At 43.8% G+C, this 25024-nt stretch carries 23 protein-coding genes; 6 read left to right on the top strand and 17 right to left on the bottom strand.

Annotation, left to right across the window (positions count from 1 at the left end; genetic code table 11):
* Window positions 1-255: 255 nt before the first annotated feature.
* The 8 genes from IGJ17_RS02365 to IGJ17_RS02330 form a co-directional block, all read right to left on the bottom strand.
* On the bottom strand, window positions 256-747 hold the full coding sequence (locus IGJ17_RS02365; protein ID WP_052533141.1) for an NUDIX hydrolase: 492 nt from the start codon (window positions 745-747) through the stop codon (window positions 256-258).
* Window positions 748-888: 141 nt separating this feature from the next.
* The gene (locus IGJ17_RS02360) at window positions 889-1407 is read right to left on the bottom strand and encodes a GrdB-related putative oxidoreductase (RefSeq protein WP_008376052.1); all 519 of its coding nucleotides are present in this window, start codon (window positions 1405-1407) and stop codon (window positions 889-891) included.
* A gap of 17 nt (window positions 1408-1424) precedes the next feature.
* The gene (gene celB / locus IGJ17_RS02355; protein WP_008376054.1) at window positions 1425-2780 is read right to left on the bottom strand and encodes a PTS cellobiose transporter subunit IIC; all 1356 of its coding nucleotides are present in this window, start codon (window positions 2778-2780) and stop codon (window positions 1425-1427) included.
* A 68-nt stretch (window positions 2781-2848) separates the two neighbouring features.
* Window positions 2849-3181, bottom strand: a complete 333-nt coding sequence (locus tag IGJ17_RS02350; RefSeq protein WP_005227348.1) for a PTS sugar transporter subunit IIB — start codon at window positions 3179-3181, stop codon at window positions 2849-2851.
* 39 nt (window positions 3182-3220) lie between these two features.
* Entirely contained in the window at window positions 3221-4168 is a 948-nt protein-coding gene (locus IGJ17_RS02345) for a N(4)-(beta-N-acetylglucosaminyl)-L-asparaginase (RefSeq protein ID WP_429947020.1), read from the bottom strand.
* A 123-nt stretch (window positions 4169-4291) separates the two neighbouring features.
* On the bottom strand, window positions 4292-5593 hold the full coding sequence (locus IGJ17_RS02340) for a Sapep family Mn(2+)-dependent dipeptidase (RefSeq protein WP_429961052.1): 1302 nt from the start codon (window positions 5591-5593) through the stop codon (window positions 4292-4294).
* Between the two features lie 25 nt (window positions 5594-5618).
* Window positions 5619-6347 carry a GntR family transcriptional regulator, LSA1692 subfamily gene (locus IGJ17_RS02335; protein ID WP_429947018.1) on the bottom strand — a complete coding sequence of 243 codons (729 nt, stop codon included), beginning with the start codon at window positions 6345-6347 and terminating at the stop codon, window positions 5619-5621.
* A gap of 26 nt (window positions 6348-6373) precedes the next feature.
* Window positions 6374-7216, bottom strand: a complete 843-nt coding sequence (locus IGJ17_RS02330; RefSeq protein WP_005227341.1) for a YitT family protein — start codon at window positions 7214-7216, stop codon at window positions 6374-6376.
* A 247-nt stretch (window positions 7217-7463) separates the two neighbouring features.
* Between IGJ17_RS02330 and IGJ17_RS02325 the strand changes: the two genes are divergently transcribed.
* Complete coding sequence (locus tag IGJ17_RS02325; RefSeq protein WP_005227339.1) at window positions 7464-7895, top strand: Hsp20/alpha crystallin family protein; 432 nt, start codon at window positions 7464-7466, stop codon at window positions 7893-7895.
* Between the two features lie 131 nt (window positions 7896-8026).
* Here IGJ17_RS02325 and yajC read toward each other — a convergent pair whose 3' ends face one another.
* Together yajC and tgt are read right to left on the bottom strand one after the other, a co-directional pair.
* A complete protein-coding gene (gene yajC, locus IGJ17_RS02320) occupies window positions 8027-8368 on the bottom strand; it encodes a preprotein translocase subunit YajC (RefSeq protein WP_005232170.1) in 342 nt (113 codons plus the stop codon).
* Window positions 8369-8450: 82 nt separating this feature from the next.
* Entirely contained in the window at window positions 8451-9596 is a 1146-nt protein-coding gene (tgt, locus tag IGJ17_RS02315) for a tRNA guanosine(34) transglycosylase Tgt (RefSeq protein WP_429947017.1), read from the bottom strand.
* A gap of 198 nt (window positions 9597-9794) precedes the next feature.
* Here tgt and IGJ17_RS02310 point away from each other — a divergent pair, with 198 nt between their 5' ends.
* Window positions 9795-10505, top strand: coding sequence for a DUF975 family protein (locus IGJ17_RS02310; protein ID WP_005227331.1), 711 nt, complete (start codon window positions 9795-9797; stop codon window positions 10503-10505).
* A 450-nt stretch (window positions 10506-10955) separates the two neighbouring features.
* Here IGJ17_RS02310 and queA read toward each other — a convergent pair whose 3' ends face one another.
* Window positions 10956-11987, bottom strand: a complete 1032-nt coding sequence (gene queA, locus IGJ17_RS02305) for a tRNA preQ1(34) S-adenosylmethionine ribosyltransferase-isomerase QueA (RefSeq protein WP_008376077.1) — start codon at window positions 11985-11987, stop codon at window positions 10956-10958.
* Window positions 11988-12339: 352 nt separating this feature from the next.
* Here queA and IGJ17_RS02300 point away from each other — a divergent pair, with 352 nt between their 5' ends.
* Genes IGJ17_RS02300 through IGJ17_RS02285 form a run of 4 tightly spaced genes read left to right on the top strand, consistent with a single transcriptional unit; the run spans window position 12340 to window position 15741 of the window.
* A complete protein-coding gene (locus IGJ17_RS02300) occupies window positions 12340-13515 on the top strand; it encodes a betaine/proline/choline family ABC transporter ATP-binding protein (protein WP_008376079.1) in 1176 nt (391 codons plus the stop codon).
* Window positions 13516-13518: 3 nt separating this feature from the next.
* On the top strand, window positions 13519-14154 hold the full coding sequence (locus tag IGJ17_RS02295) for an ABC transporter permease (protein ID WP_005227319.1): 636 nt from the start codon (window positions 13519-13521) through the stop codon (window positions 14152-14154).
* Entirely contained in the window at window positions 14154-15074 is a 921-nt protein-coding gene (locus tag IGJ17_RS02290; protein WP_008376082.1) for an osmoprotectant ABC transporter substrate-binding protein, read from the top strand. Before IGJ17_RS02295 ends, IGJ17_RS02290 begins: the two co-directional genes overlap by 1 nt.
* A gap of 4 nt (window positions 15075-15078) precedes the next feature.
* A complete protein-coding gene (locus IGJ17_RS02285) occupies window positions 15079-15741 on the top strand; it encodes an ABC transporter permease (protein WP_005227316.1) in 663 nt (220 codons plus the stop codon).
* Window positions 15742-15871: 130 nt separating this feature from the next.
* Here the strand turns inward: IGJ17_RS02285 and IGJ17_RS02280 are convergent, their stop codons facing one another.
* From IGJ17_RS02280 to IGJ17_RS02255, 6 genes are all read right to left on the bottom strand, one after another.
* On the bottom strand, window positions 15872-18703 hold the full coding sequence (locus IGJ17_RS02280) for an endo-beta-N-acetylglucosaminidase (protein ID WP_086299058.1): 2832 nt from the start codon (window positions 18701-18703) through the stop codon (window positions 15872-15874).
* Window positions 18704-18878: 175 nt separating this feature from the next.
* Window positions 18879-20819 carry a glycoside hydrolase family 127 protein gene (locus IGJ17_RS02275; RefSeq protein WP_086299057.1) on the bottom strand — a complete coding sequence of 647 codons (1941 nt, stop codon included), beginning with the start codon at window positions 20817-20819 and terminating at the stop codon, window positions 18879-18881.
* Window positions 20820-20868: 49 nt separating this feature from the next.
* A complete protein-coding gene (locus IGJ17_RS02270) occupies window positions 20869-21501 on the bottom strand; it encodes a DUF624 domain-containing protein (RefSeq protein WP_086299056.1) in 633 nt (210 codons plus the stop codon).
* A 4-nt stretch (window positions 21502-21505) separates the two neighbouring features.
* Window positions 21506-22399 carry a carbohydrate ABC transporter permease gene (locus IGJ17_RS02265; RefSeq protein ID WP_016609627.1) on the bottom strand — a complete coding sequence of 298 codons (894 nt, stop codon included), beginning with the start codon at window positions 22397-22399 and terminating at the stop codon, window positions 21506-21508.
* Window positions 22400-22411: 12 nt separating this feature from the next.
* On the bottom strand, window positions 22412-23335 hold the full coding sequence (locus IGJ17_RS02260) for an ABC transporter permease (protein ID WP_016609626.1): 924 nt from the start codon (window positions 23333-23335) through the stop codon (window positions 22412-22414).
* A gap of 102 nt (window positions 23336-23437) precedes the next feature.
* On the bottom strand, window positions 23438-25024 hold the full coding sequence (locus IGJ17_RS02255) for an extracellular solute-binding protein (protein ID WP_086299055.1): 1587 nt from the start codon (window positions 25022-25024) through the stop codon (window positions 23438-23440).

The raw sequence follows: 25024 nt of genomic DNA, 5'->3' as shown, positions 1-25024 counted from the left end.
AGATCATACAACATCTTTTTTCGTTTGTAAATAGTTTTTGTGATTTTTTTCACAGTTTTATTAAACTCCCTTTAAATTAAGCGTTTTCAAGAGCTTTTAAGGAAAAGAAGTGGACAAAAGTTTCGGTTTTTATTAAGAAAAATGTCATGTGCTAAGTTGAACAATGGAGGGATTTACGAAAACACCTTATCCCTACTAAATATGATCATCTGCTCTTTTCACTTTTTCTGTCAAACGTCATATGATCTGAAAGGATTATTCATAAGAAGGGTCCTCTAATACATCCCATTTCATTAGGCGTTGGCTTCTTGCCGTAAATGCCTTCTGTTTAAACACCTCACAAGCTTTTATTACAAGAGGTGATGCATTTTGTTCATTTAGCTGCTCGATGGGGAAAAAAACTGCTCCCAATGAATCTTGGCCTGTAAATTGAGGAACATTCTTCTCAAGACTTCCAACGGTTGTTTGAATCTCATAAAAGACACAGATGTGATTATTCATAGATGTTCCTTGATAGTGCCAGGGGTAAAGAAAATTAATTGCCCCTAATTGATGATAGCTAGTAACGGTTATGACGGTTTCTTCTTTAAATTCTCGGCACAGTGTGTCTTCCAGCAACTCACCTGCTTCCATGCTGCCGCCCGGCAAATCATAGCGGTTTTGATAAGGTCCCGCCTTCTTTTTGATGACGGCTAAGCAATTACCTTGAAACAAAATTCCATATACTCCAAATGCGGTATGGTACAATCGAATCCCTCCTAACATGTATCTATTCTACGTAAATAAAAAAAAATCATCAACAGGCTTAGTCGATTTATGTCTTACATCGAACATGTTTGGCTTGATTCACACAAAAAAACGACCAGCCAACGCTGATCGTCTTTCTCTTTAAAACAAATCCTCTTGGTCTACTTCTGTTAGAGGCTTCCCGTGGGCAAGCTGGGAAACAACGTGCGCCATCTTTTTGTAGGAATCATTCAATCCAATCCCGCCTTTTTTCGGCATCTTCAAAATATAGATGTCTTTGGCATAGATTGCCACTGCTGGGTTTTCCTCTGACATCGCTGCAGCCCCTGGAATTCCTTGCGCATTGAATACTTTCGTCAATCCTGCTGCCATTTCGCCAAAATTAGGATAATGCATCGCAGGTCCGCAAAGAACGGCATCTGCTTCAAATTTTTTGGCAAACCCCACAAATTTTTTATTCACTTCTTCTTGATGCTCGTGATAATATTGGTCACCACAATAAAGCGTTGCAACGATTTGTGCGTCTTGCTCTTGAAAAAGTGGATTCAAGGTTCGACCTGGACCAAGGGCAGCTTTTTTGCCGCTTGGCGGCAACTGAGCATTTTCATCACTTCCCATCCCTGCAGTGACATGATTGAGAATCAAAATTATTTTTTTCATGAGCGGCGCCTCTTTTCTTATAGATCATCAAAATCGAAATCGTCAAAATTGATTTCCTCTTCTTCTTGTTCAACGGCATCCGCTTCTTCTTTTAGATATTGATTATCTAAGACTTTGATAAACGGATAATAAATAGCCATTCCTAAGAGGATCAACAAGACTTGTAAAACAGACGCTTGCCAACCACTGACTAAGAAACCAGAAATAATCGGCGGCGTGGTCCAGGGCAGTTGAATTCCATTGGTATAGTTGACTAACCCAAGATCCATACAGAAGTAAGAGATAATAATATTGATCGTTGGCACTAAAGCAAAAGGAATCAGCAGAACTGGATTCAAGACGATCGGTAACCCAAAGATGATTGGTTCATTGATCCCAAAGATACCTGGTATCAACGATAACTGTGATAGTTTTTTGACCCTTTGGCTTTTACAGACTAAGATCATGACTAAAATCAAAGACAATGTCGAACCGCCCCCGCCAAAGGTCGCGAACATGTCTTGAAATTGACCGGTGATGATGTTAGGAATTTCTGCGCCATTCTTAAAAGCATCTAAGTTTTCAATAGATAATGCCCGTAAGATAGGGTTGAAGACAGCGCCGACCACACTGGAACCATTGATCCCAAAGAACCAGAAAAAATGCAAAAATAGGTAGGCTATGATCATGGCACCTAAAGTATTTCCTAAACTTAACAACGGTGTCTGTAAGAACTTAAAGAGGATCTCTTGCAGATTGCCATAAGACGTCAAGTTGGCTAACCAGTTGGCGATCATAAAAACCGTCACGATCACAAAGCTGGGAATCAATGCCTCAAAGGATTTCACCACGGTTGGGGGAACACCGTCAGGCATTTTGATCGTCCACCCTTTGCGTAATAACGCAACGAACATTCTGGTGGAAATCAAGGCAACGACCATCCCTAAGAACAAACCGCTAGAACCCATCCATCGTAATGGCAGGCTGCCAACTTCATATACTTCCGTAGAGCCTTCTGGTGTGAAAACGGTCGTAAATGGTGTCACGATAAAAAAAGAAACGAGTGAAATAATGGCTGCTTGCATGGCATCAACTTTAAACTGTTTTGCCAAACTATACCCGATCCCACCAACGGCTAAAATCGTCATAATGTCAAAGCTGGCTGTTGCTGGCATATTCAACATCGTTGCCCAGTTGTCTCCCAGCAAACCGCTCATCATCTCGTTCCAATTTGGAATCGGAAAATTGGTCAAGACTAAAAAGAGTGAACCCACGATCAACAACGGTGTGGATAATAAGAAACCATCGCGAATCGCAATCAAGTATTTGTTTTCACCAATCGTCTTTGCCATCGGTGTTAACACTTTTTCTAACCAGTTTAAAAATTTCTGCATTTTTCTTCCTCCCATCTGCGTGCTATCTGGCAGATAACACGTAGTCCCCTGTTACTCCAACACTTTTATTACTTTGCTTTGGCTTTTTTGATCAAGCTCAAGGCATCTTTCAATGCTCGTTCGCCATCCATCATGCCGTATGCTTCTGTCGCGATCGTGCCGACTGGAATCCCCATTGGCTCGAAAGTTGCTTTCATTTTGCTATCTAAGTGTCGTACTTGTGGACCTAACAAAATAGCGACTGGTTTTTCTTGTTCGACTTTTTCTTCTGCGTGGATCGCAGGGAATGCTTCGATCGTCAAAGGCATGTTGTGCTTTTTGACGACTTCCATCATTTTATTGACCATGATACTCGTTGACATTCCAGCTTCACAAAACAAATAGATTTTTTTCGTTGCCATATCCATTCCTCCAATGTTTGTTTTTCTCAATCGCGGTTGTTAGACCGGCGCTTTGATTCGTTTTTCATAAGCCTCCAACCATTCTTGCGTGATGGGTTCGATCACGGTTGTCTGCTGAGGTCCTGGTGTTGCCATAAAAATAGCAGGCGCTTGATTGGTGGTTGCGACACTAAAGGTAAATTCTACATTGGTTGCCACCCCCCAGCGACCCTGTTTATCTAAGGCGATCAGCGAGAAGGCGCCGGCTTTGCCGTAGCGCTTCTTCAATCGCGCTTCAAAGTCGTAAACGGCTTGATCACATGCTTCTTGCGGTGCTAGCCCTTCTCCCATCAAACGAACGATTTCGTAGGAAAGGCAGCCTTTCATCAAGTCTTCCCCTAACCCTGTGGCAGCGGCACCGCCGATTTCACTATCCACATAAAAACCAGATCCAGACAAAGGTGAATCGCCAACACGACCGCTTTTTTTCATAAATAAACCAGAACTAGAGGTTCCTGCTGCCATGCTTTGGTGTTCATCCAGCGCAACTACTCCCACTGTATCGTGGCCGTCATAGGGATCGAGGTTGTTGGCAGCGATCTCTGCTTTGCGCTTTTCCCAAATGGTTTTGGCTCGCGGTGTCAGCATCTCTTTGGGCTGGAATCCTTCGGCAAGCGCATAAGCGACCGCTCCTTGGCCGATTCGAAAACTATTGAATTTTTCCTCACTTAGGCGGCGTGCCACGGAAATAGGATTTTCCACATCGACGATCCCAGCGACGGCACCAATTTTGAAGGTATCACCATCCATGAAGGCAGCGTCCATTTCCAACACGCCTTCTTCGTTGGGCAGCCCGCCATACCCCACCGATTTATAAAATGGATAATCTTCCACTGCTTTAATGGCTGTTTCTACTGCATCTTGGCAGGAGCCTTGTTGCTCTAATAGTGCTTTAGCAGCGAGCACGCCATCGTGTGCCATCCGCCATGTAGCAATCATTCCCCACATAAATATCCCTCCATTTTTCATAGCGCTTTCAAGTATATTCTATACGGTATATACTACTATGTCTATACTAAAAAAGAGTTTCTCAAAAAAAATGGAAAAACTCTTCTTCGTTCGTGTCTTCGCTTATTTTGTCAGTGCTTGTAAACTGCGCAAATAAATTTCAAGATTCATCCGCAGATCGGCAACCGCCATGTACTCATCTTGGTTATGAGCGATCCCTTTTTGCCCTGGAAAAGACGGACCAAAAGCAAGGATGTTTGGCATTTTGCGGGCGTAGGTTGCTCCTGTAGTCGTCACGGGGGTTGGATCATTGCCCGTTACTTGGTGATAGATCGTCGATAGCGTTTGGATTTCGGGGGCATCTTTTGATCGGCAGAACCCCGGAATGCTGCGAAGGATCGTAAGACTTGCCCCTTTTGGCAATGCCTTTTGCACCCCAGCGAGTACTTGTTCCTCCGTTACCGATACCGGATAGCGAAAGGCCACTTCTAACGCTAGTCCACTGGCGGATTTTTGGAGAACCACAGGGGTCAAGATCAACTTTCCTGAATCAGCATCTTCTAGTACCAAATCAATGCCTTCGCCATAGTGCTGCTGGTGAAAACTTTGGGCGATCCACTGCAAAGCTGCTTGCAAGGATGGTGTCGCTGCTAGTTGCGGTGCTGCTTGCTGGGCAAGCTTTGTAATGGCATTGTCCCCTAGCTCAGGGGCATTGCTAGGGGAACGTTTGCCTAGTGCTTCAAAGGACTGGCTGCCTACGGTTACCGATAGGTGGTCTGGTACATGATCGCGGAATTGATCGCCAGAAAACGCCGCTAACAGCTGCTGTTCTTGGGCGGGCAATGGAAAATCAAGTTGCACATTGACGACACCTCGTTCGCCGTAAACCACTGGATACTTGCAGTCTGGCGTAAAACCAAAACGCGGTGGCTGCTCAACCGCTAGATAATGCGGGATATCCGACATGCCGCTTTCTTCATCTGTACCGAAAATGATCCGCAGCGGTAATTGCGGTTGATGACCAAGGTCTTTCAATAATTTCATGGCAAACAAACAGCTGATGATCGGGCCTTTGTTATCTAAGATCCCTCGGCCATAAAAGTTGCCGTCTTTTTCAGTTAGTGCAAAGGGTGGGTAGCTCCAGCCAGAACCTGCCGAGACGACATCCAAGTGTCCTAACACACCGATATAGTCGGTATCCGTTGGTCCCCAATGGGCATAGCCGATCGCATCATCAATGACCGTTGTTTGAAACCCGTATGCTACGCTTTTTTCCATGATGTATGCTAACACTTCTCGTGGTCCCTTGCCATAAGGCGCATGGGGCCCCGGCTCACCTTTGACGCTTGCGATCTGCATCACTTCGTCCAAAAGTGTGAGAAATTCTGACCAATTGGCTTCAATACTTGCTGTGAGTGGATCCATTGTCTTCACCTCTAAAGGATTGATTTTATTTTTGACGCACTAATGTATTTTTGAAGGTATATTTGTCTGCTCGGTAATAGGATGTATCGTATAAGATCGGTTTGGCTGATGCGGAATAGGTCATCGAATGGACCAAAAGCATCGGTTCCTCTTGAGGCACCTGCAAAAGTTTCGCAATATCGGCAGGACTTTTCACAGCTTCCACCTCTTGATGGGAATAACCAATCTCGATGTTGGCTTCAATGACTTGATACAAAGACGACTCTAATTGAGCTTTCGTGAGTTCTGCGGTGTCTTCTTGCAGATAGCGTTTCAGTACGTAAAGATTTTCCACCGTCATCGGCTCATCATCAAAGTAACGCAAGCGCACCAAATAAACGATCGGTTCCTTGCCATAATCGCCAAACAGCTGCCCAATCTCTATCGGGAGCTCTTTGACGGTTTCGATATGCAAAACTTCCGTACGGGTCTTTTTCCCTTGGATCTTTGCAGTTTCAGTAAAACTTTGGAGCCCGCCAGAGCCGCTTTGGATCTTGGGCTGTTTCATGACATAGGTTCCTTTGCCTTTTTCTTTCACTAACAAATTCTGGCCAATCAATAGATCGATGGCTTTGCGCACCGTTAAACGGCTGCACTGAAATTCCTCTGCTAAATCATAATCGGAAGGAAGCTTTTGGCTCGTCACGTACGTACCTTCATGAACCCGTTGCGCAATCTGCTGGGCAACTTCTTGAAATACTGCTTGTTTTTTCAACGTCTCTCCTACTTTCTTTCACTTTGCTACCATTCATAAAACGATCGATTGGCACTGACGCCAGAAGAAACACTGACAAACGCTTGTTCATCGATTCCTTGGATCATGCCTTCGACGGTCTTGAGTTCTCTATGGGAAATAACCAGTAATAATAGTTTTTTCTGTTGATGATCAAATCCACCTTCGACATCGTTGATGACCGTGATGCCTCGCTGCAAAGCACATTGCAACGTCGTAATGACGGGTTCTGCTTTTTCTGTAACGACCAGCAGCTGCACACGCCGCTGTTTCAGGTTGACGTAGTCGACCATCCGCCCACTGATGAAGAAGGAAATGGCACTATAAAAAGCATAGGGCCAGCCAAAGATCAGCCCGGCTGCTAGCTGCAAACTGACATTGAAGCCGATAAAGAAACTGCCGATACTTCTACCAGTGGCTTTTTTCACTAAAATCCCTAAAATATCAAGCCCACCCGTTGAAAAATCGTCGTTCAATGTCAAGCCCACCGACACCCCGTGCAGCAATCCGCCGAACACGGCACAGATCACCGGATCGGTCGTTAAAGCAATGACCGGTACCACCTTCATCATAACAGAAGACAGGACGACGGTACAAACCGTCATGATGGTAAATTCTCGATCGATTTTGACCCAAGCAACCGCTAACAATGGCGCATTAAAAAAAAGCACCAAAAGCGGGATCGAAAGCTGCAGATTCAACTGCTCGTCTAAAAGCTGCGACAACAATTGCGACAAACCAGTGATCCCACTCGCATAAATATTTCCCGGCAGCCAAAAGAGATTTAAAGCAATCGACGACAACAATGCATAGATCAAAGCAACAAGCATTCGTTTTCTATAACGTGCCATGTTTTTCCTCCTCCACTTCGCTTTTAGTATATATCATTAAGTATATACTGTCACGCGAAAAAAGCAGGAGAAATGAAGGCAGAAATGGAAACAAAGCAATGTAAAAAAACGCCAAAATCAAGGAGTAAAACGTTGGTATAAAAGGTTTTTTAAGATTTTTTTAAAGCGAGTAAATCACTTGAAATTCGCTAAAAAATGAATAAAATAAAAAGTGTAAAAACAAAAGAATAAAGAAAGGATGATTCTTATGACACATGAGATTGTGCCACGCCGCTCAGATTCATACAGTATGACACCTTTTGATTTCTTTGAAGATTTTGGCCGCAGTTTTTTTGATGGGTTTCCATCGAACCTGATCAAAACCGATATTCACGAGAATGACAAGGAATTTCTCGTTGAAGCAGAACTGCCTGGCATCCCTAAGGAAAATATTCAAGTAACCTATGAGAATGGGGTTTTAACGATTACGGGACAACACCAGACGGATCATGCGACCGAAGATGAAAAAGGACGTCTGGTTCGCAGCGAGCGCAGCTTGACAAGCGTTCGGCGACAATACCTGTTAGAAAACGTCAAAGAGGATGAAATCAAAGCCTCTTACGCTGAAGGAATTTTGAAATTGACGTTGCCAAAAGATCAAGGCAAACAAGCGTCAAAGAAACTGATTCCGATCGAGTAGCGAAGGCAATCAAAACACTGCAGCAAAACGAGCGATCTCTGTTTTGCTGCGGTGCTTGTTTTATTTTAGAAACTGTCCGACTACTAAAAAAACGCACCATCGCTTCTGAGAAAGCGACGGTGCGTTTGTGCTTATTCTTTGGTTTCGTCTTGGATGCTCGTTGCGTCTTCGACATCAGCTGGTTCGATTTGTGTCTCAACGGATGCAACAGTTCCAGGTTTCACTGTGCGGATCGCTGAACGATCAAACTCTAAGAAAATTCCTTCACAGTCGATGATCACGGTGCTTTTTTCTGTGTTGACTTCAGAAAGAACGCCGTGGAGTCCGCCGATGGTTACGACTTCATCGCCAGCTTTCATATTTTCTAAAAGATTTTTACGCTCTTGCTGTTGTTTCTTTTGTGAACGACTCATAAAGAACCACATTGCCACTAAAGCAACCAGCATAAAGAGCATTGGTAAAGATTGTGCCATTTTTTTCACCTCGATTTATTTTCTTTCTATAAGATACTTTATCAGAATTCCTCTATTATTCCCACCATTTTAGTAGAGAATGTTAGAAATTCCTCGCATTTTCCTTGTTGAACCCATACTCTTCAATAAAATGCTCACGGAACTCCAACAAGTTGTCGTCCATGATGGCTTGACGGACATTTTTCATCAGATTCAATAAGAAGTAGACATTGTGGTAAGACGTCAAACGCATACCAAAGGTTTCATCACATTTGATCAAGTGGCGGATGTACGCACGAGAATAGTTTTTACATGTATAGCAATCACACTTCTCGTCAATTGGTCGAAAGTCACGGGCATATTGCGCATTTTTCACGACTAAACGACCTTTTGAAGTCATACAGGTACCGTTTCTTGCGATCCGTGTTGGTAAAACGCAGTCGAACATATCGACACCGCGAATCACGCCATCGATCAAGGAGTCGGCTGCCCCAACGCCCATTAGGTAACGTGGTTTATTTTCTGGAATCCAAGGGGTCGTAAATTCCAACACGCGATTCATTTCCGCTTTTGGTTCGCCAACTGACAGGCCGCCGATAGAATACCCTGGGAAGTCCATACTAATCAAGTCTTGGGCACTTTGCTTGCGCAAGTCGTCAAAGCCTGCACCTTGAATGATCCCAAACAAGCCTTGACGATCTGGATTGGCATGAGCTTTCAAGCCACGTTCTGCCCAGCGAGACGTCCGTTCCACCGATTTTTTGACGTAGTCATAGCTTTCATCAAATGGCGGACACTCATCAAAACTCATCATGATATCTGATCCTAATTTGTTTTGGATATCAATCGCTTTTTCAGGAGATAAAAACATTTTCGACCCATTCAAATGGTTTTTGAAATGGACACCTTCTTCGACGATGTTGCGCATTTCGGCTAATGAAAAGACTTGGAAACCACCTGAATCTGTTAAGATCGGTTGATCCCAATTCATAAATTTATGTAAGCCGCCTGCTTCTGCAACAATGTCTTCTCCTGGACGCAACCACAAGTGATAGGTATTGCTTAAAATGACGCCTGCACCCATTTCTTTCAACTCTTCAGGGGCAAGGGTTTTAACCGTTGCTAATGTGCCGACTGGCATGAACATTGGCGTTGGAAAGGTTCCGTGAGGCGTGATCAGTTCGCCTAAACGGGCACCGGTATGCTTTTCTTTCTTTATCAGACGATAACGAATGGCTGGTTCCGTCATTCATTTCCCTACTTTCTCTCTAAACTCAATTAACTGTGCAACGCTATCTATGATAAGGGTTGCCCTTACATTTTGCAAGGAAGTTTAAAGAAACTAAGAGTATTTTCTCCTAGTTATGCGAAACATCTATTACTTTTTTTTGAAGATTTAGCGAAAGTTTGCTATCATGTTATTTATATTGAAGGGAGGTTTTTTGAAATGAAATCAAATAGAGAACTAAAAGCAGAAGCAAAAGCAATCCTGAGAGGCCGCTGGAAAGACAGTGTTTTGATGTGTATTGTACCGACTTTGATCTCGATCGCTATCGCACTCGTCATTATCGTTCTTGCTGTTATTCCATTGTATCAAAGCGGTATGTTTAATGATCTTGGTTCCACTGACGCAGTCAATTCCGCAGGAGGAAGTGGCAGCGGCAGTGGTGGCGGTTTGATCAGCGGTCTATTTTCTGCCTTATTCGGTGCTGGGATCTCTTGGACTTTCCTTGACATTTTACGCGGTAAGAAGCAATCGATCCAGCCTTTTTCTGATGTCTTTCGCGGCTTCAGTGGCGCTTTCGTGTTAGGGATCATCGTCATCTATATTCTGTCGACTATTTTCACGACGTTGTGGACGTTCCTGTTTATCATTCCTGGGATCATTAAAGCTTATTCTTATTCTCAAGCATATTTTGTCTTTTATGATACCTATGAAGAAACGGGCATGCGGCCAGATTTTCTCAGCTGCATCACAGGTAGCCGTCATTTAATGAAAGGCTACAAAGGTCAACTGTTCATCCTTGATCTGAGCTTCATCGGCTGGCACATTTTGGCCATCATGACAGCAGGAATTGGCTACTTATGGTTGACGCCATACATCAGTGCAACCAAAGCAGCATTCTATGACAATCTGCCTAAACGAGCACTTGCTTAAAAGATCGGTTCGCCGGTCTTTTTTTTTGAAGAAAAGAATCGTTTTCTTTTGCAAACGCTTCCGTTTCGTGTTATAGTATAAGTGTAAGGAAGGTAGCAACTCTGTTGGTGGTTTTCGTAAATATCGCAAACTCAATCTACTAAAAGTTGTTGAACGTACAAGTTTCACCTAGTACCAAACGTGTAAAGTAACAAGAAGAAAAACGTAACAAGGATCGAACATTTCCATATCGAAAAATGATACGTCTCATTTTGTATCGGAATACACGAAACATGTGTAAGTTTGTAAATGAAAACAAATTTTCGAGAAACATTGCTTTGCATGGACCACAAAAAGCGACCACCACTTATACCTTCCTCTAGTAGTAAGCTGGGCGACAAAAAAAGCAGTTCTAAAAGTTGAGAAATTGATTCAACTTAAAGAGCCGCTTACGTCGCTCAGTTTTTTTGTTTATTTTAAGAACATCGCATCGCCAAAGCTAAAGAAGCGATATCGCTCATCGATGGCATGCTGGTAGGCAGAAAGTGTTAGGTCGCGTCCTGCAAAGGCACTGACTAACATCACTAAGGTTGATTTTGGTAGGTGGAAGTTGGTAGAAAAAGCTTCCACGATTTTAAACTGATAGCCTGGCGTGATAAAAATACTCGTCCACCCACTATCGGCTTTGATTTGCCCATCAAACTTGGTCCCAATGGTTTCTAATGTACGGATCGAAGTCGTTCCGACTGCAACGATCTTGCCACCATTTGCCCGAACCTCGTTCAATTGTGCGGCAGCTTCTTCTGTCAAACGGTAAAATTCGCTGTGCATCTCATGATCAGCGATATTATCGACACTGACTGGACGAAACGTTCCTAAACCAACGTGCAAAGTCAGATAAACCAGCTTGACGCCTTTCGCTGCAATCTGCTCTAGCAATTCTGGGGTAAAATGCAAGCCGGCAGTTGGTGCGGCCGCTGAGCCGTTTTCTTTGGCATAAACCGTTTGATAGCGGTCTGGGTCTTCTAGCCGTTCTTTGATGTAAGGCGGTAACGGCATTTCGCCAAGCGATTCCAGAATCTCTAAAAAGATTCCTTTGTATTGAAAACGAATGATCCGGCCGCCGTGATCGAGCTCTTCTTCCACCACTGCCTCTAATCGTCCGTCGCCGAAGGTGATCTTCGTGCCGACTTTGGCTCTTTTGGCTGGCTTGATCAAGGTTTCCCACGTATCCCCTTCAATATTGTTCAGTAAAAGGATTTCCAGATGGGCACCTGTTTCTTGTTTTTCGCCATAGATACGAGCTGGTAATACCCGCGTATCATTCATCACCAAGGCATCCCCTGGTTCCAATTCATCAATGATGTTATAGAAGTGCTTGTCCTCAAATTTGCCAGTCTCGCGGTCAACCACTAATAAACGGGAACTTGAGCGATCACTTAATGGCGTTTGAGCGATCAGTTCTTCCGGTAAGTCAAAATCAAAATCTTCAGTTGTAAGCATGTTGTTCCTCTCTTTCCCTAAATTCTTCTCTATTCTAGCATGTTTTTATAAAAATTGAAAAAACAGCTTTTAATTCTGCCCTTTCTTAGAAAAAAATAAAGAGACTGCTGCTAAGGCCTTCAGCAAAAAAGCACCCCTTTTCCCAATGAAAAATAACGACATATTTTCGCTGCTTCTTTTCTCTATGCATCGCTCCTTAATTTGGACTTGCTTATGGCGCTATTTTCGTTTTTGTCTATACAATTATGAAAAAAATGGGCAGATTATTTGAATAACACGTGACTTTTCGGCATACTTAGTACAGATTATAAGCCATTATTCAGATTGCTTAAATAAAAATAGAGGTGACATCATGATTGAGTTTCAGCAGGTATCCAAAATTTACAAAGGTGGTAAAGTCGCTGTTGAAGATGTGAATCTTTCCTTTGAAAAAGGCGAATTCATTTGCTTCATCGGGACAAGTGGTAGCGGAAAGACGACTTGTATGCGGATGATCAACCGTATGACGGATCCTTCTAAAGGAAAAATCTTGATCAATGGAAAAAGCGTTACAGAGATCAACCCAGTGGAGTTACGCCGTCAAATCGGCTATGTGATCCAAAGCATCGGTTTGATGCCTCACATGACGATTCGGGAAAACATCACATTGGTTCAAAAATTGTTAAAAGTCAGCCAAGAAGAACGCAACAAAACTGCCGAGCGCATGATCGACTTAGTGGAATTGCCACGAGAAATGCTCGACCGTTACCCCAACGAATTGTCTGGAGGGCAACAGCAACGGATCGGTGTTGTCCGTGCCTTGGCAGCTGACCAAGATGTCATTTTAATGGATGAGCCTTTTGGCGCACTAGACCCAATCACTCGTGACTCCTTACAAGATTTGGTTAAAGACTTGCAAGAACGGCTTGGAAAAACCGTCGTCTTCGTTACCCATGATATGGACGAAGCATTGAAGCTTGCTAGCCGTATCGTGATCATGAGTGAAGGAAAAGTCATTCAATTTGATACACCAGAAAATATTCTGCAACACCCAGCAACACCGTTTGTGGAAGAATTGATCGGTGAAGACCGCTTGTTACAAGCAAAACCTGACACGACGCCAGTCAAAGACGTAATGTTAAATACCCCGATCGCTATCACACCAGAAAAATCCATACAAGAAGCGATTCACTTGATGCGGGAAAAACGGGTCGATACCTTGCTTGTTACCGACAATAGCAACGTGCTAAAAGGCTACATCGATGTCGAATCCATCGACCGCAACCGTGGCAAAGTTACTAGTGTCGGCGATATCTTGAACAAAGATGTCTTTTTCGTTCGCGAAACCGCCTTGTTGCGGGATACCTTGCAACGCATCTTAAAACGCGGCTTAAAATATGTCCCAGTAGTAGATGCCGACAAACATTTAGTTGGGATTTTGACCCGTGCTTCCTTAGTTGATATCGTTTATGACGTGATTTGGGGCGATGAGCCATCGATCATGGAAGCCATTGAGTCGGCGAAACCTGAAGAAACTGAGGAGGTCTAGCGCATGCAAAGCTTCTTTAATGAATATGGCGGCCAATTGGTCACCAAAAGTCTTGAACATTTGTATATTTCCTTTGCGGCTTTGCTCTTAGGGATTCTTGTTGCCGTACCGATCGGTGTGATCTTGACCCGTTTCCCCAAAGCAGCAACGATCGTGATCGGCATCACCAGTGCGTTGCAAACCGTGCCTTCTTTGGCACTATTGGCATTGATGATCCCGATTTTAGGTGTCGGAAAAGTCCCTGCTATCGTCGCTCTTTTCATTTATTCCTTGTTGCCGATTTTGCGAAATACCTACATTGGAATGAAAAAAGTCGATTGGAATTACCGCGATGTTGCCAAAGGGATGGGGATGACCAACTTGCAGTCGATCATCAGTGTGGAATTACCTCTAGCGATCCCAACGATCATGGCAGGGATCCGCTTATCGGCCGTGTATGTTTTAGCCTGGGCTACCTTGGCTTCTTACATCGGTGCCGGTGGACTTGGTGATTTGATCTTTAGCGGACTAAACAACTACCAACCGCCTTTGATTTTTGCTGGGACGATTCCAGTGACGATCTTTGCTTTATTAGCTGACTGGTTACTGGGTTTGTTAGAAAACAAACTGACACCAGCTGCCTTAAGGGGGGATGCGTAATGAAAAAAACTTCAAAATTAGCGCTGTTGTTTTCCTTAAGTGTCGCTTTACTGTCTGGCTGTTCCTTTCCCGGTTTAGCATCGACTTCTGATGAGAATACCGTGGCGATCACAGGCGGGATCACTTCCGAAGCCCAAATTCTTGGCGCGGTGGTTGCCGGTATGGTCGAACACTATACGGATAAAAACACAACCGTCATTAACAACTTAGCAACAACGACCATCAATCACCAAGCGATGATGAATGGCGATGCGTCGATCTCAGCTGCCCGCTACACAGGAACTGACTTGACCACTACGTTAGGGTTGGAACCAGAATCTGATCCGCAAGCCGCCTTTGACAAAGTCAAATCAGAATTTGAGAAACGATACCAACAGACTTGGTTCCCATCTTACGGCTTTGATAACACATATGTCTTTCTTGTCAGGAAAGACACTGCTGAAAAATACGGATTGGAAAAAGTCAGTGACTTGAAAGATGTCGCAGATCAATTGGTCGCAGGGGTCGATACCGCGTGGATCACACGGGTCGGCGATGGGTACGATGGCTTCCAGGAAGCCTATGGATTCTCTTTCCAAAATATCCTACCGATGCAGATCGGTCTCGTCTATGATGCTGTTGATAACGGAAAAATGGATATCGTTTTAGGGTACTCAACCGACGGCCGGATCGGCAGTTACGATCTCGTGATGCTAGAAGATGATCTAAACTTCTTCCCGCCTTATGATGCCGCACCGATCGTCGATGACAAATTATTGAAAGAAACACCTGAAATCGGCGATGCCCTGAACAAATTAGCAGGCAAAATTGATACCGAAAAAATGCAAGAATTGAATTACCAAGTGGATAATGACCTTCTAGAACCAACGGTAGTTGCCGAACGTTTCTTAGAAGAAAATAATTACTTCGAAGGAGAGTGACGAAATGGCAGACATGAATTTATTCCAACAATTTCTTTTCTATTTTCAAGAAAATGGCGGCTATGTTTTTGCCCAGTTCATTCGTCACTTCTTGATTTCAATCTACGGGGTACTTTTTGCCTCAATCGTCGGGATTCCAATCGGGATCTTGATTTCTAAAAAAATGCGTTTGGCAGATTGGGTGATTCGTTTCGCCAATATCATCCAGACGATTCCATCTTTAGCGATGATCTCGATTTTAATGATCGGCATGGGCTTAGGTGTGAATGTCGTGATTTTAACGATTTTCCTTTATTCTTTGTTACCGATCATCAAAAATACCTATACCGGCATGCGCCAAGTCGACCGCAATACGTTAGATGTCGGCAAAGGGATGGGGATGACTAGCTGGCAACGATTGTATATGATCGAATTGCCATTGTCTGTTTCGGTGATCATGGCAGGGATTCGAAACGCCTTAGTCGTGGCGATCGGTATCACCGCTATTGGGGCTTTCGTTGGTGCTGGTGGACTGGGGGACATCATCATCCGTGGAACCAATGCGACGGATGGTGCATCGATCATCTTAGCCGGTGCTTTACCAACTGCCTTGATGGCGATCATTACGGATCTTGGATTGAGCTTTATTGAACGCCGCTTAGATCCAGCCAGCCGTACGTCACGCTAAACTTATTTGCAAAAAGCAAAAGCCGTTGTGACCATTTATTGGTCGCAACGGCTTTTTGGGTTTGGTCATTTTTCAGAAAAGCATGCTTCAGACGCTTCCCTTCTTAGGTTTAACGCCCTGCTCTTTTTCGCTATTTATCCATTCCGTATACTTCGACTTCATAGATTCGGGCTGCCGAATCTGCTCCTTGTGTTGGTTTATCGATACTGATTTTTACATATTGCACCTTCTGGACGGCAAACGTATTGGTGCTATTGCCGGCTTCATTTTTCAACGTTCGTGAAACTGGCTCATAGTCTTTGCCATCTTCACTGACGAGCACCGTATACGCCCGCGTATTCATGTCTGGACCTTCTCCACCAGCCTCCGCATGAGCGAGGCGTACTTCACTGACCGTTTGTGGCCGACCGAGATCGATCATCAACTCATGAGGCGCATTGCCTGTCGCACACCACTTCGTACTCAAATCACCATCGAGGGCAAAAGCCGGTGCTTCGGCATCATTGACAAACGATGAAGCAGTTGCTTCGGCATCTTTTGAAAGCAGCAGCAACTCTTTCGGCGCATCAGCAGAAATCGTGATCAATCCCGCCATTTCCAGAGGGGTCTCTCCTGCTTCGTTTTTGGCAACAAGCGTGACTTTGTAGGTACCTGGTTCCGAATAGGTCACTTGGGGATTTTCTTCTGTACTGCTCGTGATATCGCCGCCTTCAAACGTCCATTCGAATGCTTCAGCATTCGCAGATGAGGTATTCGTGAAGGTAATCGTTTCCCCCGGTGCTGCCAAGGTTCTAGAGGCTGTAAAGGCCGCTTTTGGCAGCTGATTGTTCGGCCAAGTGATCTCCACCGTATCTGATAGCTTGCCACGATTGCCATAGCGATCCACTGCCACCACCGCGAACTTGGTTTTCGTCCCTTTTGGACGTTCAACGGCATTCAAATAGTGGTTGGTTGCTGGCGTAGCTGCTAAGAAAGAGCGTGAGCCGTCATCGTTCAATTGGTAGATCTCATAAACCGCAGCTGTCTTGTCCTTGGCAGCTTCCCACGTTAAACGGACACCCGCATAGTTGCCCTCTTCCTCATCAAAGAGCACATCCTCAACCGTCAATGCTTCGGCAGCGAATTTCTCCGCTTTCTGATCTCCGATCGTTAATTGCCCTAAATTCAATTCATAGACATCACTGGTTTCTTTCGTGGTTATGTCATAACCGATCGCTGTCACTTCTCCTTTGATGTCTTTCAATGAGTAGGTGATCGTCGTCCAGTCTGTTGCGACCTCTTTGTCTCCTTTGATTGTTTGTGTCGAACCATCGGCTAAGGTCACGACCAAATCAAGAGTTGTCGGTACCGTTGCTTTGACAGTCGTTGTTAGCTTCGTCTTTTTCGTCACAGGAAATGCTGTCTGATACAATGCCATGTGACTGGTACTGCCTTTTGTCATCTGTCCACGTAGTTTCAGTGCATTTCCGCCATTGTAGGCATCCGCATAATTGATTGATACAGCCAAATCATTATCTTTTCCATGATCAAAGACCCAACGATAGGTCGGCAAAACAGCTTGCAAGCTTCGGTTGTTCCAATTGCGGCTGGACACTTTTTCTCCGTCGATAAAATAGTTGTAGCCATTACCCAGACTAAAATTCGTCACAAAAGGCAGCTCTGTGATAGCGGTCTGTTCCAGGGCATACGTGGAGATTCCAGGCCACTCTGTCGCTTCTGGCAGCTGGCTTTCCCGAGGATCGCCCGTGTTATTGACCCAAAAAGCATTCTCTTTGCTTTGGAAATCATCCGGCGTACTAGCAGAAGAATAGGTCCAGCTAGGCACATACAGGCCCAATGAGGTATAAGGAACGCCTTTTTCATCCGTAAACAGATCCCAGCGCACAGGCGTTGCATAGCCATTTTCTTGTACATCGATCCCAGCAAAAAGATCGTAAGGATCGACACCGATTTCACGGGCTTTTTCATTGGAGGCCTTCAACAGCTCTTTGTCCGCCAATTTGTCAGTGGTCCACCAGAAATTCAAGAACATACTATCTGCCAATGGGTTCATCTCTGCATCCACTAAATAGGCTTTGTTCTTATCCGTCAACGCGTTTTGCCAATCCATTTTCCCATCACTCGTCATGGAATCATACCACATGATCTCTAAATGCTCGTCGGCTTGTTCTTTGAATTGGGCGATCAGTTCTTGCATCGCTTTGGCGTGGCTTTCATTTAGTCCTTTACCATCAGCCCCCGATTGTTCGACACCTTCCGCTGCATCATCAAAACTAGTGACCGCCGTATCGGTTTCTTGATTGATGAACCAGCCATCAAAGCCATACGTATTGGCAACTTCGATCATTTTTTCTACGATCGGAAAATTGCCGTCCTCATCCTTAGCTAAAAACGTATCTAGCCATTCCAACTTCCCACCATGGGCAGTTTGTGGAAAGAAGATCGTTCCTAAAACCGGCACGCCATTCCTATGAGCAGCATCCGTTACATCAGGACTTGGTGGTACGATAATCCCTTCGCCAGAAGAGCCGCCCCAATAAACCAATTGATCGATGTATTGCCAATAAGAAAAGACATTGGCATCAAAGGTATTGATCCCTCGTGGTGCATTGCCGCTCGTACTGCTATTCATGATCGAAAGCGCTACGACTTTGGTTTCTGCCGTTTGCGTGTCATTCATCTTCGGCAACGTCTCTTTAGCTGCCCGCTGCGCTAATGGAACAACGCTGGTATTATATTTCGCATCTGGATCTTTTTCAAAAGACCATGCCAACAAATCCTCTGGGAACCAATAAGACGACTCCGGTTGATTGTCCATCGCTTTTTCCAACGTACTTTTGGCTGTTTCTTGGTAAACGACTTTTCCAGTTGTCTTCGCCTCACTTTGGGTGCAGCCACCGATTGCCGTTGCCGCTGCCAATACCAACAAAGATACGCCAACTTTACTGATTTTCCTTGTCACACTTCTTCCTCCTTGTTTTACATAAACCCGCCAACATTCCTACACTAAAACGATAACGCTTTCAAAGATAGGAATATAGGAACAAATTAAAGAAATCATGCAACAAATCCAAGAAGGTTGAGTTTAGAAAAAAAAGAGCCTCCTTTTGGGGAAGCTCTTTGGCCCTGCTTACTTCTTACTCCTTTCCAACGAGCGGCAGCCAAACGCGCATTTCGCCTATGCCCCGATTGCCCCATAAATGGTATGGGATCAGTTGCCACGTACGAGGTATGACCGTTTCCGCTCGTTCTTCGTAAAGGGTTGTTCCCGACCATTCTTCGCTTTGGTAGCCTTTGATCGCCAAACGTAAAGTAGTTGGCAACAACGTATCCTCTTTCGCAAAGGTCGCCTCCAGCGCCTGTGGGTCGATGCGGCAACGCCAGAGTGCTTGACCATTGTCGGCTTCTTCTATGCAATACACGAAGGGGCCACGTTGCAATACGACTTGATTGATGTCTTGAATAACTTGAGGATTCGCACGCAAGATTTGCAATGGTTGTTCAAAACGGATATTGGCCGTCACGTTTTCGACTGCCTCAAAGATGATTGCCTCGTTCGTCTCCTGCCATTCGTGTTCACTATCGATTTGAAACTTACTTAGTCCGTTAGGTTTGTGGATGATGAGCGTCTTTGGAATGCCTTGATAGCGAATCGTGAGGTCCTCTGTAAAAGGAAACCCGCCCGTTTGTTCAAACGTAAATTGATCAGGTTCTTCTAAACGGCTTGCTACAAATAAATTCACGTAAAGCTTCTCTTGATCGCAAGTGTAAACCAAGCGCTGCAGCGATGCGACCATCCGTGCAAAATTGGGCGGACAACACGCACAACCGAGCCAATCGGGTCGTTGGGCTTTGACGTGACCTTTGCCAGGATTTTCTTGATCTCGTTGGGGATTGACCTCCAAAGGATTCACGTAGAAAAAGTGTTTGCCGTCAATTGCCGCACCAGAAAGGACGCTATTATACAACGCTCGTTCCATCGTCGCTAAATATTTTGGTTCATTGGTTAGTTTGAACAGCTCAAAAGAAAATTGGACCAATGCAATGGCTGCACAGGTTTCACAATACATCGTATCATTTGGCAAATCATAGGGACCGACAAAGGCTTCCCCGTGAACGGTTGAGCCGACGCCACCGGTCACATACATTTTCTTACAGGCGATGTCTTCCCAAATCGCTTCACAAGCGTCGATTAATGCTTGATCTTGGGTATGCTGGGCGACTTTTGCCATCCCGCTTGCCATATACAGCATTCGTACCGCATGACCTTTGGCTTCATGCTGCTTTTTAGGTTGATCGTAGGCTTGTAAATAGGTGAGGTCTACCCTTGGCGTTTCATCCGATAAGCCATCCGCTTGGTTTTTCAAGATTTCTTTTTCGTAAAAGGCAGGATCTTCCCCACGTACTTCAAGAAAGAAATCAGCGAATGTCAAATAGGTTTGTTTACCGGTGTATTCATACAAACGCACCAGAGCCAATTCGATCTCTTGATGGCCATCAGCACCTTGAATTTTTCCAGGCTCCCGCCCAAAATACGTGCAAATATTGGCGATATTTTTCTCTGCCACGGTCAGTAATTTATCCTTACCTGTTGCTTGATCATAAGCGATAGCCGCTTCGACTAGATGCCCCGCACAATAAAGTTCATGACTGAAATACAACTGACGGTATTTTAACTTCGGTCGAGTCAATTGAAAGAAGGTATTTAAGTAGCCATCCGCTTCTTGCGCCGCAGCAACTAAGTCAATCACTTCATCTACTGTCTTTTCCAATTGCGGATCGCTGGTATTCAACAAGCTATACCCAGCCGACTCGATCCATTTGTAGACATCGCTATCTTGGAAAAACCAGCCAAAATGTTCTCCTTCCATTTGCCCTGCAGCGATGCGAAAATTCGCCAAGGCATGGCTTTTCCCAGCTGGCAAATTAGGATCTTCCCGTTCTGCTTGAACATCTACATCGATTTCATCATTTAGGACTTGGTATTGGTAAGGAATCGTTTCTTTGCGAACAAGCTCTTGGTACCCTTGCCAAAACTCGTCCGTGAGCTGGATCTTGTTTAATGCGAATTCTTTCATTTCGTTCTCCTATTCTTTTATTTTGAGATTTTATGGTAAATGTACGAGCTTAGACAGTCGTATGCTTTTTTTCAGGTAAAAAGACATACGCATCTTTTTGTTTAAACAAATTAAGTTGAAAATAAACCAGCGGTGTAACACCAAATACGAAGAATAAACCCGGTAGTAGGTAGTAGCAACAGCTGATCCCGACCATAAGGACGAAAATTTGACCGGTCAATCCAGGTTTGCCAAGCATTAGAATCAAACTTTTTTTAAGCATGGGTTTCCAAGCTCGTTCGTGTTGAAAAAACCAAAAGAGATTGGCTAAAAAAAGGAGACTAATCACTATCAGAAGTTGGATCAACAAATAAACGGTTGTATCGGCTTCGGTAAAGACATAGTGTCTCATTAGCATCAAGTCAATCGAAAAAAGGGCTGTTAAAGGAAGTATAAAGAGTCCTAATCGATTCATTCTCCAAAAGTTTTTTCGAAAGCTTTTTGCAAAGGACTGAAACAATTTTATCGCATTTGCTTCTTGATATTTTTCATCATTGCAAAGTTCGTAAACCGCATTGGTTGCTGGCAATAGTCCGAAAAGAACTAAGCCGAATAAGGTAAACAGCAGCCAATAGCAATGCAACAGAAATAACAGTAAGCCTTTTTTCCCAATGCTCACATGTAAATCGACTAGCTTATTCATGTACTCACCCTTTCATTGCACCAATCATGACTCCTTTATCAAAGTATTTCTGTAGGAAAGGATAGATCACCAAAATCGGTAAGGTCGAAACAATGATGGCGCCATATTTGATCTGATCTGCATATTGTTGTCCGTAGCCATCACCCAAAGCGCCCGCACCACCTGCAGATGCTTGATTTGATAGTAAAATATCTCGCAGAACGATCTGTAAAGGTTGTTTTTCGTAGTCGCGAATAAATACGAGTCCTGTAAAGAAATCGTTCCAATGTTGGACCAAATAGTAAAGACCCACCACAGAAATGACTGCTTTGGATAGCGGTAGTGCTACAGTAACAAAAAATTTTGCATAGGAGCAACCATCTAGAGCGGCTGCTTCATAGAGACTATCCGGAATGCTTGTCTCAAAAAAGCTTCTTGCAATGATCAAATTATAGACATTGACTGCCGAGGGAATAATAAAGACCCACATACTATCGATCAACCCCACATCTCGATAAAGTAAATACGTAGGGATCAAGCCACCATTGAAAAACATCGTAAAGGTAAAGAGAAACATCAAAAGTTTTCGAGGTTTAAATTCCTTTCTTGATAAGGCAAAAGCTGCGGGTAAAGTAAAAATTAAATTGACCGCCGTTCCTCCTAACGTATAAATCAAGGTATTGCGATAGCCCGTCCAGATCCTAGCATCTTGTAAAATTTTTTCAAAACCAAAAAAGCTGATATTCCTAGGAAAGAGCGTGACTAATCCTTTAGAAACCATGTTGGAATCACTAATTGAAGCGATGACGACAAAAAAGAGCGGATAGACGACAATCAAAAAGATACTCAAGCAAAGTATGATGATCGCTAGGTTAAAAAGAAGATCTGATTTAGGTTTGTTTGTTAGTGATAGATTCATATAGCCACCCCTTTACCATAAACTACGGTTCGTGTATTTTTTCGAAAGACCATTTGCTAAAACTAAAAAGAGAAAATTAATGATGTTATTGAATAGCCCGATCGCTGTTGAATAACTAAATTGACTGTTTAAGATCCCAATTTTATACACATACGTAGAAATGACTTCTGAGACGCTCAAATTCAAACTATTTTGCATCAGGAAAATCTTCTCAAAGCCAGCATTTAAAACCCCACCCATATTCATAATCAACAAAATAACCATCGTTGGCACTAATGCTGGTATATCAACATGGAGGATTTTTTGAAAACGATTGGCGCCATCGATATCTGCTGATTCATAGAGTTGCGTATCGATACTCGAAAGTGCCGCTAAGTAAATAATGCTGTTCCAGCCACAGTGCTGCCAAACCTCAGAAATGACATAGACGGGCACGAACGTACTGTCGCTCCCCATTAAGTTGACAGAAGAATCCAAGTTCAAGAGGTTGACTAAAACACCTGTTTCTGGTGAAAGAAAGACTTGCAATATCCCTACCATCACGACCGTAGAAATGAAGTGAGGTAAATAAACCGCAGTTTGCATGACTTTTTTTCTTTTAGGGTTTCTGATTTGATTGATGATCAATGCCAATAAAATGGGAGCAATGAACCCAAAAATCAGCGTTGTCACACTGATCCGCAACGTATTGACTATCACGGTTTGGAACATCGGGCTTTCGAAAAATTGTTGGAAATACTTGAAACCGACAAATTCGCCACCAGTGAGTCCCTTCGTAAAATCGAATTCCCGAAATGCTAGTTGGATACCATACATTGGTATGTAATTAAAAACCAAAATGATCGCTAATGCCGGTAAAACCATCAACCATAGCTGCCATTGTCGACTGAAATGAGAAAGTAACCGATTATTTTTTTTCACGAGAACTGTGTCCATGATCTTCACTCCTTTGATAGATTTAGGTAAATGGCTGGTCTTTGTTATTCAAGCATGAACTTGCGATTGCTTTACTCAACTCTGACCAGCCTCACCACTCACTTAATTCCCGTAATATTGATCAAATCCTTTTTGAACGATCTCGATATTTTGATCTAAGCCGCTATTTTGCAAGGTTGTGACATATTGCTCCCACTCATCTTCAATGCCACCTTTTGTCACCCATTTAGCAAATTTTGTCATTGCTTCATTGAGGATCGTTGTATTGTTGTTTGCTAGTGTTGTGGCATCCTCATTACTAAATTTCAAGAGATTGAATGGTACTACTTGTTCTTCAGGAACGATTTTATCCACGTAAGGATGCAACACTTCATCTTGGACCTCATTCGCTTTCATATCTGCGCCAAGTTCGACATCAAGAGCGTCTGAAATATACATTGGACTATTGTCCGCCCAAGTTGTTGTCCACTTCCATGTCCCTGGATCGACATTTTCATCCGCAGGTGGCAAGACGCGGTAAGTGTCCCCCTCTTTTTCGATGTTAGTGCCCAATGACCCAAACAATGCTTGGATTCCGATTTCTGGATCGTATAGCGCATTGACGAATTTTAAGGCTCCGTCCATATTTTTGGTTTGAGAGGAAACAACGGCAAAGTTTACCCCATAATTAAGCGAGGTTTCATAGCTCCATGTCGGTTCCACTCCAGCTTTTTGAATCAATGGTGCCATTGATGTATATTGATCTGCTAACTGATTACCAAATCGGTCTGAAGCTTCCCAGCCCCAAGTAAAACCGACTTTTGCCGTCTCGCCTTCTCCTCTACCAGTGGACTGATAGGCACTATAATCTTGAGAAAAAGCCTTAGGATTAATCAAGCCAGCTTCCCAGCACTTGTTCAAAAATTCCACTGTTTCTTTGTAACGCTCATCAACAAAGAAGTTGCCTACCTGTCCATTTTCAGCAAAGTAGCCGGTATTTCCTCCTTCTGAAACAACGATACCCGTACTTGCTAAAAGCTGCATTGGTTGGAAATAGCCAAAACCGCCGGTTCCAACTGGACTCCAATCCATTGGAATTTCATCGCTAGCATCCCCATCTCCATTCGCATCGTTTTCTTTGAATGCGACCAACACTTCGAATAGTTCATCCCATGTTTCAGGTACGTCTAACCCAAGATTGTCCAGCCACGTTTGATTGATATATTGACGAGAAGCAGATTTAGGCCAAAAACGCTGGTATTTTGGTAAGCCATAGATCTCTCCATTCAGTTGAGTAGCAAGTGCTTTTGTTTCTGGTTTTTCTTCAAACATCTTTTGAACATTTGGCAGGGCATCTAAGTGATCAGATAAATCGGTGAACAAGCCAGGAAACTTCGCAAATTCCGCATCCGTCACAACATTTGGTCCCAGAATCAAATCGGGAATATCTCCAGAAGCCAACATTGGGGCTTTTTTCTGATCCCAATCAGCGGAAACTTCCTCCCACTTTATGGTCAGCTCAAGTTCTTCTTCTAGTTTGTTCAACCACTCAATATCTTTGTTCTTTTGCGTCAAGCCATGCTTTACCACTAACACATTTAACTGGTTGCTTGACGACTCTCCATCTCCCTCACTTGAAGATCCTCCCCCGCATCCAGAGAGCAATCCGATCAATGCTGCGGAACAAAACACCAAACCTAATTTTTTCAT

The organism is Enterococcus sp. DIV1096b (genome assembly GCF_050498765.1).
GTDB classification, from domain to species: domain Bacteria; phylum Bacillota; class Bacilli; order Lactobacillales; family Enterococcaceae; genus Enterococcus_D; species Enterococcus_D entomosocium.
The sequence above is the reverse complement of the archived record's forward strand: the minus strand, read 5'-3'. Positions and strand labels throughout refer to the sequence as shown.

Coding starts and splice junctions, on each gene's coding strand:
- IGJ17_RS02360 (WP_008376052.1), bottom strand. CDS start 1,407: ATGAAAAAAATAATTTTGATTCTCAATCATGTCACTGCAGGGATGGGA.
- celB (WP_008376054.1), bottom strand. CDS start 2,780: ATGCAGAAATTTTTAAACTGGTTAGAAAAAGTGTTAACACCGATGGCA.
- IGJ17_RS02350 (WP_005227348.1), bottom strand. CDS start 3,181: ATGGCAACGAAAAAAATCTATTTGTTTTGTGAAGCTGGAATGTCAACG.
- IGJ17_RS02345 (WP_429947020.1), bottom strand. CDS start 4,168: ATGTGGGGAATGATTGCTACATGGCGGATGGCACACGATGGCGTGCTC.
- IGJ17_RS02340 (WP_429961052.1), bottom strand. CDS start 5,593: ATGGATCCACTCACAGCAAGTATTGAAGCCAATTGGTCAGAATTTCTC.
- IGJ17_RS02330 (WP_005227341.1), bottom strand. CDS start 7,216: ATGGCACGTTATAGAAAACGAATGCTTGTTGCTTTGATCTATGCATTG.
- IGJ17_RS02325 (WP_005227339.1), top strand. CDS start 7,464: ATGACACATGAGATTGTGCCACGCCGCTCAGATTCATACAGTATGACA.
- yajC (WP_005232170.1), bottom strand. CDS start 8,368: ATGGCACAATCTTTACCAATGCTCTTTATGCTGGTTGCTTTAGTGGCA.
- tgt (WP_429947017.1), bottom strand. CDS start 9,596: ATGACGGAACCAGCCATTCGTTATCGTCTGATAAAGAAAGAAAAGCAT.
- IGJ17_RS02310 (WP_005227331.1), top strand. CDS start 9,795: ATGAAATCAAATAGAGAACTAAAAGCAGAAGCAAAAGCAATCCTGAGA.
- queA (WP_008376077.1), bottom strand. CDS start 11,987: ATGCTTACAACTGAAGATTTTGATTTTGACTTACCGGAAGAACTGATC.
- IGJ17_RS02300 (WP_008376079.1), top strand. CDS start 12,340: ATGATTGAGTTTCAGCAGGTATCCAAAATTTACAAAGGTGGTAAAGTC.
- IGJ17_RS02295 (WP_005227319.1), top strand. CDS start 13,519: ATGCAAAGCTTCTTTAATGAATATGGCGGCCAATTGGTCACCAAAAGT.
- IGJ17_RS02290 (WP_008376082.1), top strand. CDS start 14,154: ATGAAAAAAACTTCAAAATTAGCGCTGTTGTTTTCCTTAAGTGTCGCT.
- IGJ17_RS02285 (WP_005227316.1), top strand. CDS start 15,079: ATGGCAGACATGAATTTATTCCAACAATTTCTTTTCTATTTTCAAGAA.
- IGJ17_RS02275 (WP_086299057.1), bottom strand. CDS start 20,819: ATGAAAGAATTCGCATTAAACAAGATCCAGCTCACGGACGAGTTTTGG.
- IGJ17_RS02270 (WP_086299056.1), bottom strand. CDS start 21,501: ATGAATAAGCTAGTCGATTTACATGTGAGCATTGGGAAAAAAGGCTTA.
- IGJ17_RS02265 (WP_016609627.1), bottom strand. CDS start 22,399: ATGAATCTATCACTAACAAACAAACCTAAATCAGATCTTCTTTTTAAC.
- IGJ17_RS02260 (WP_016609626.1), bottom strand. CDS start 23,335: ATGGACACAGTTCTCGTGAAAAAAAATAATCGGTTACTTTCTCATTTC.
- IGJ17_RS02255 (WP_086299055.1), bottom strand. CDS start 25,024: ATGAAAAAATTAGGTTTGGTGTTTTGTTCCGCAGCATTGATCGGATTG.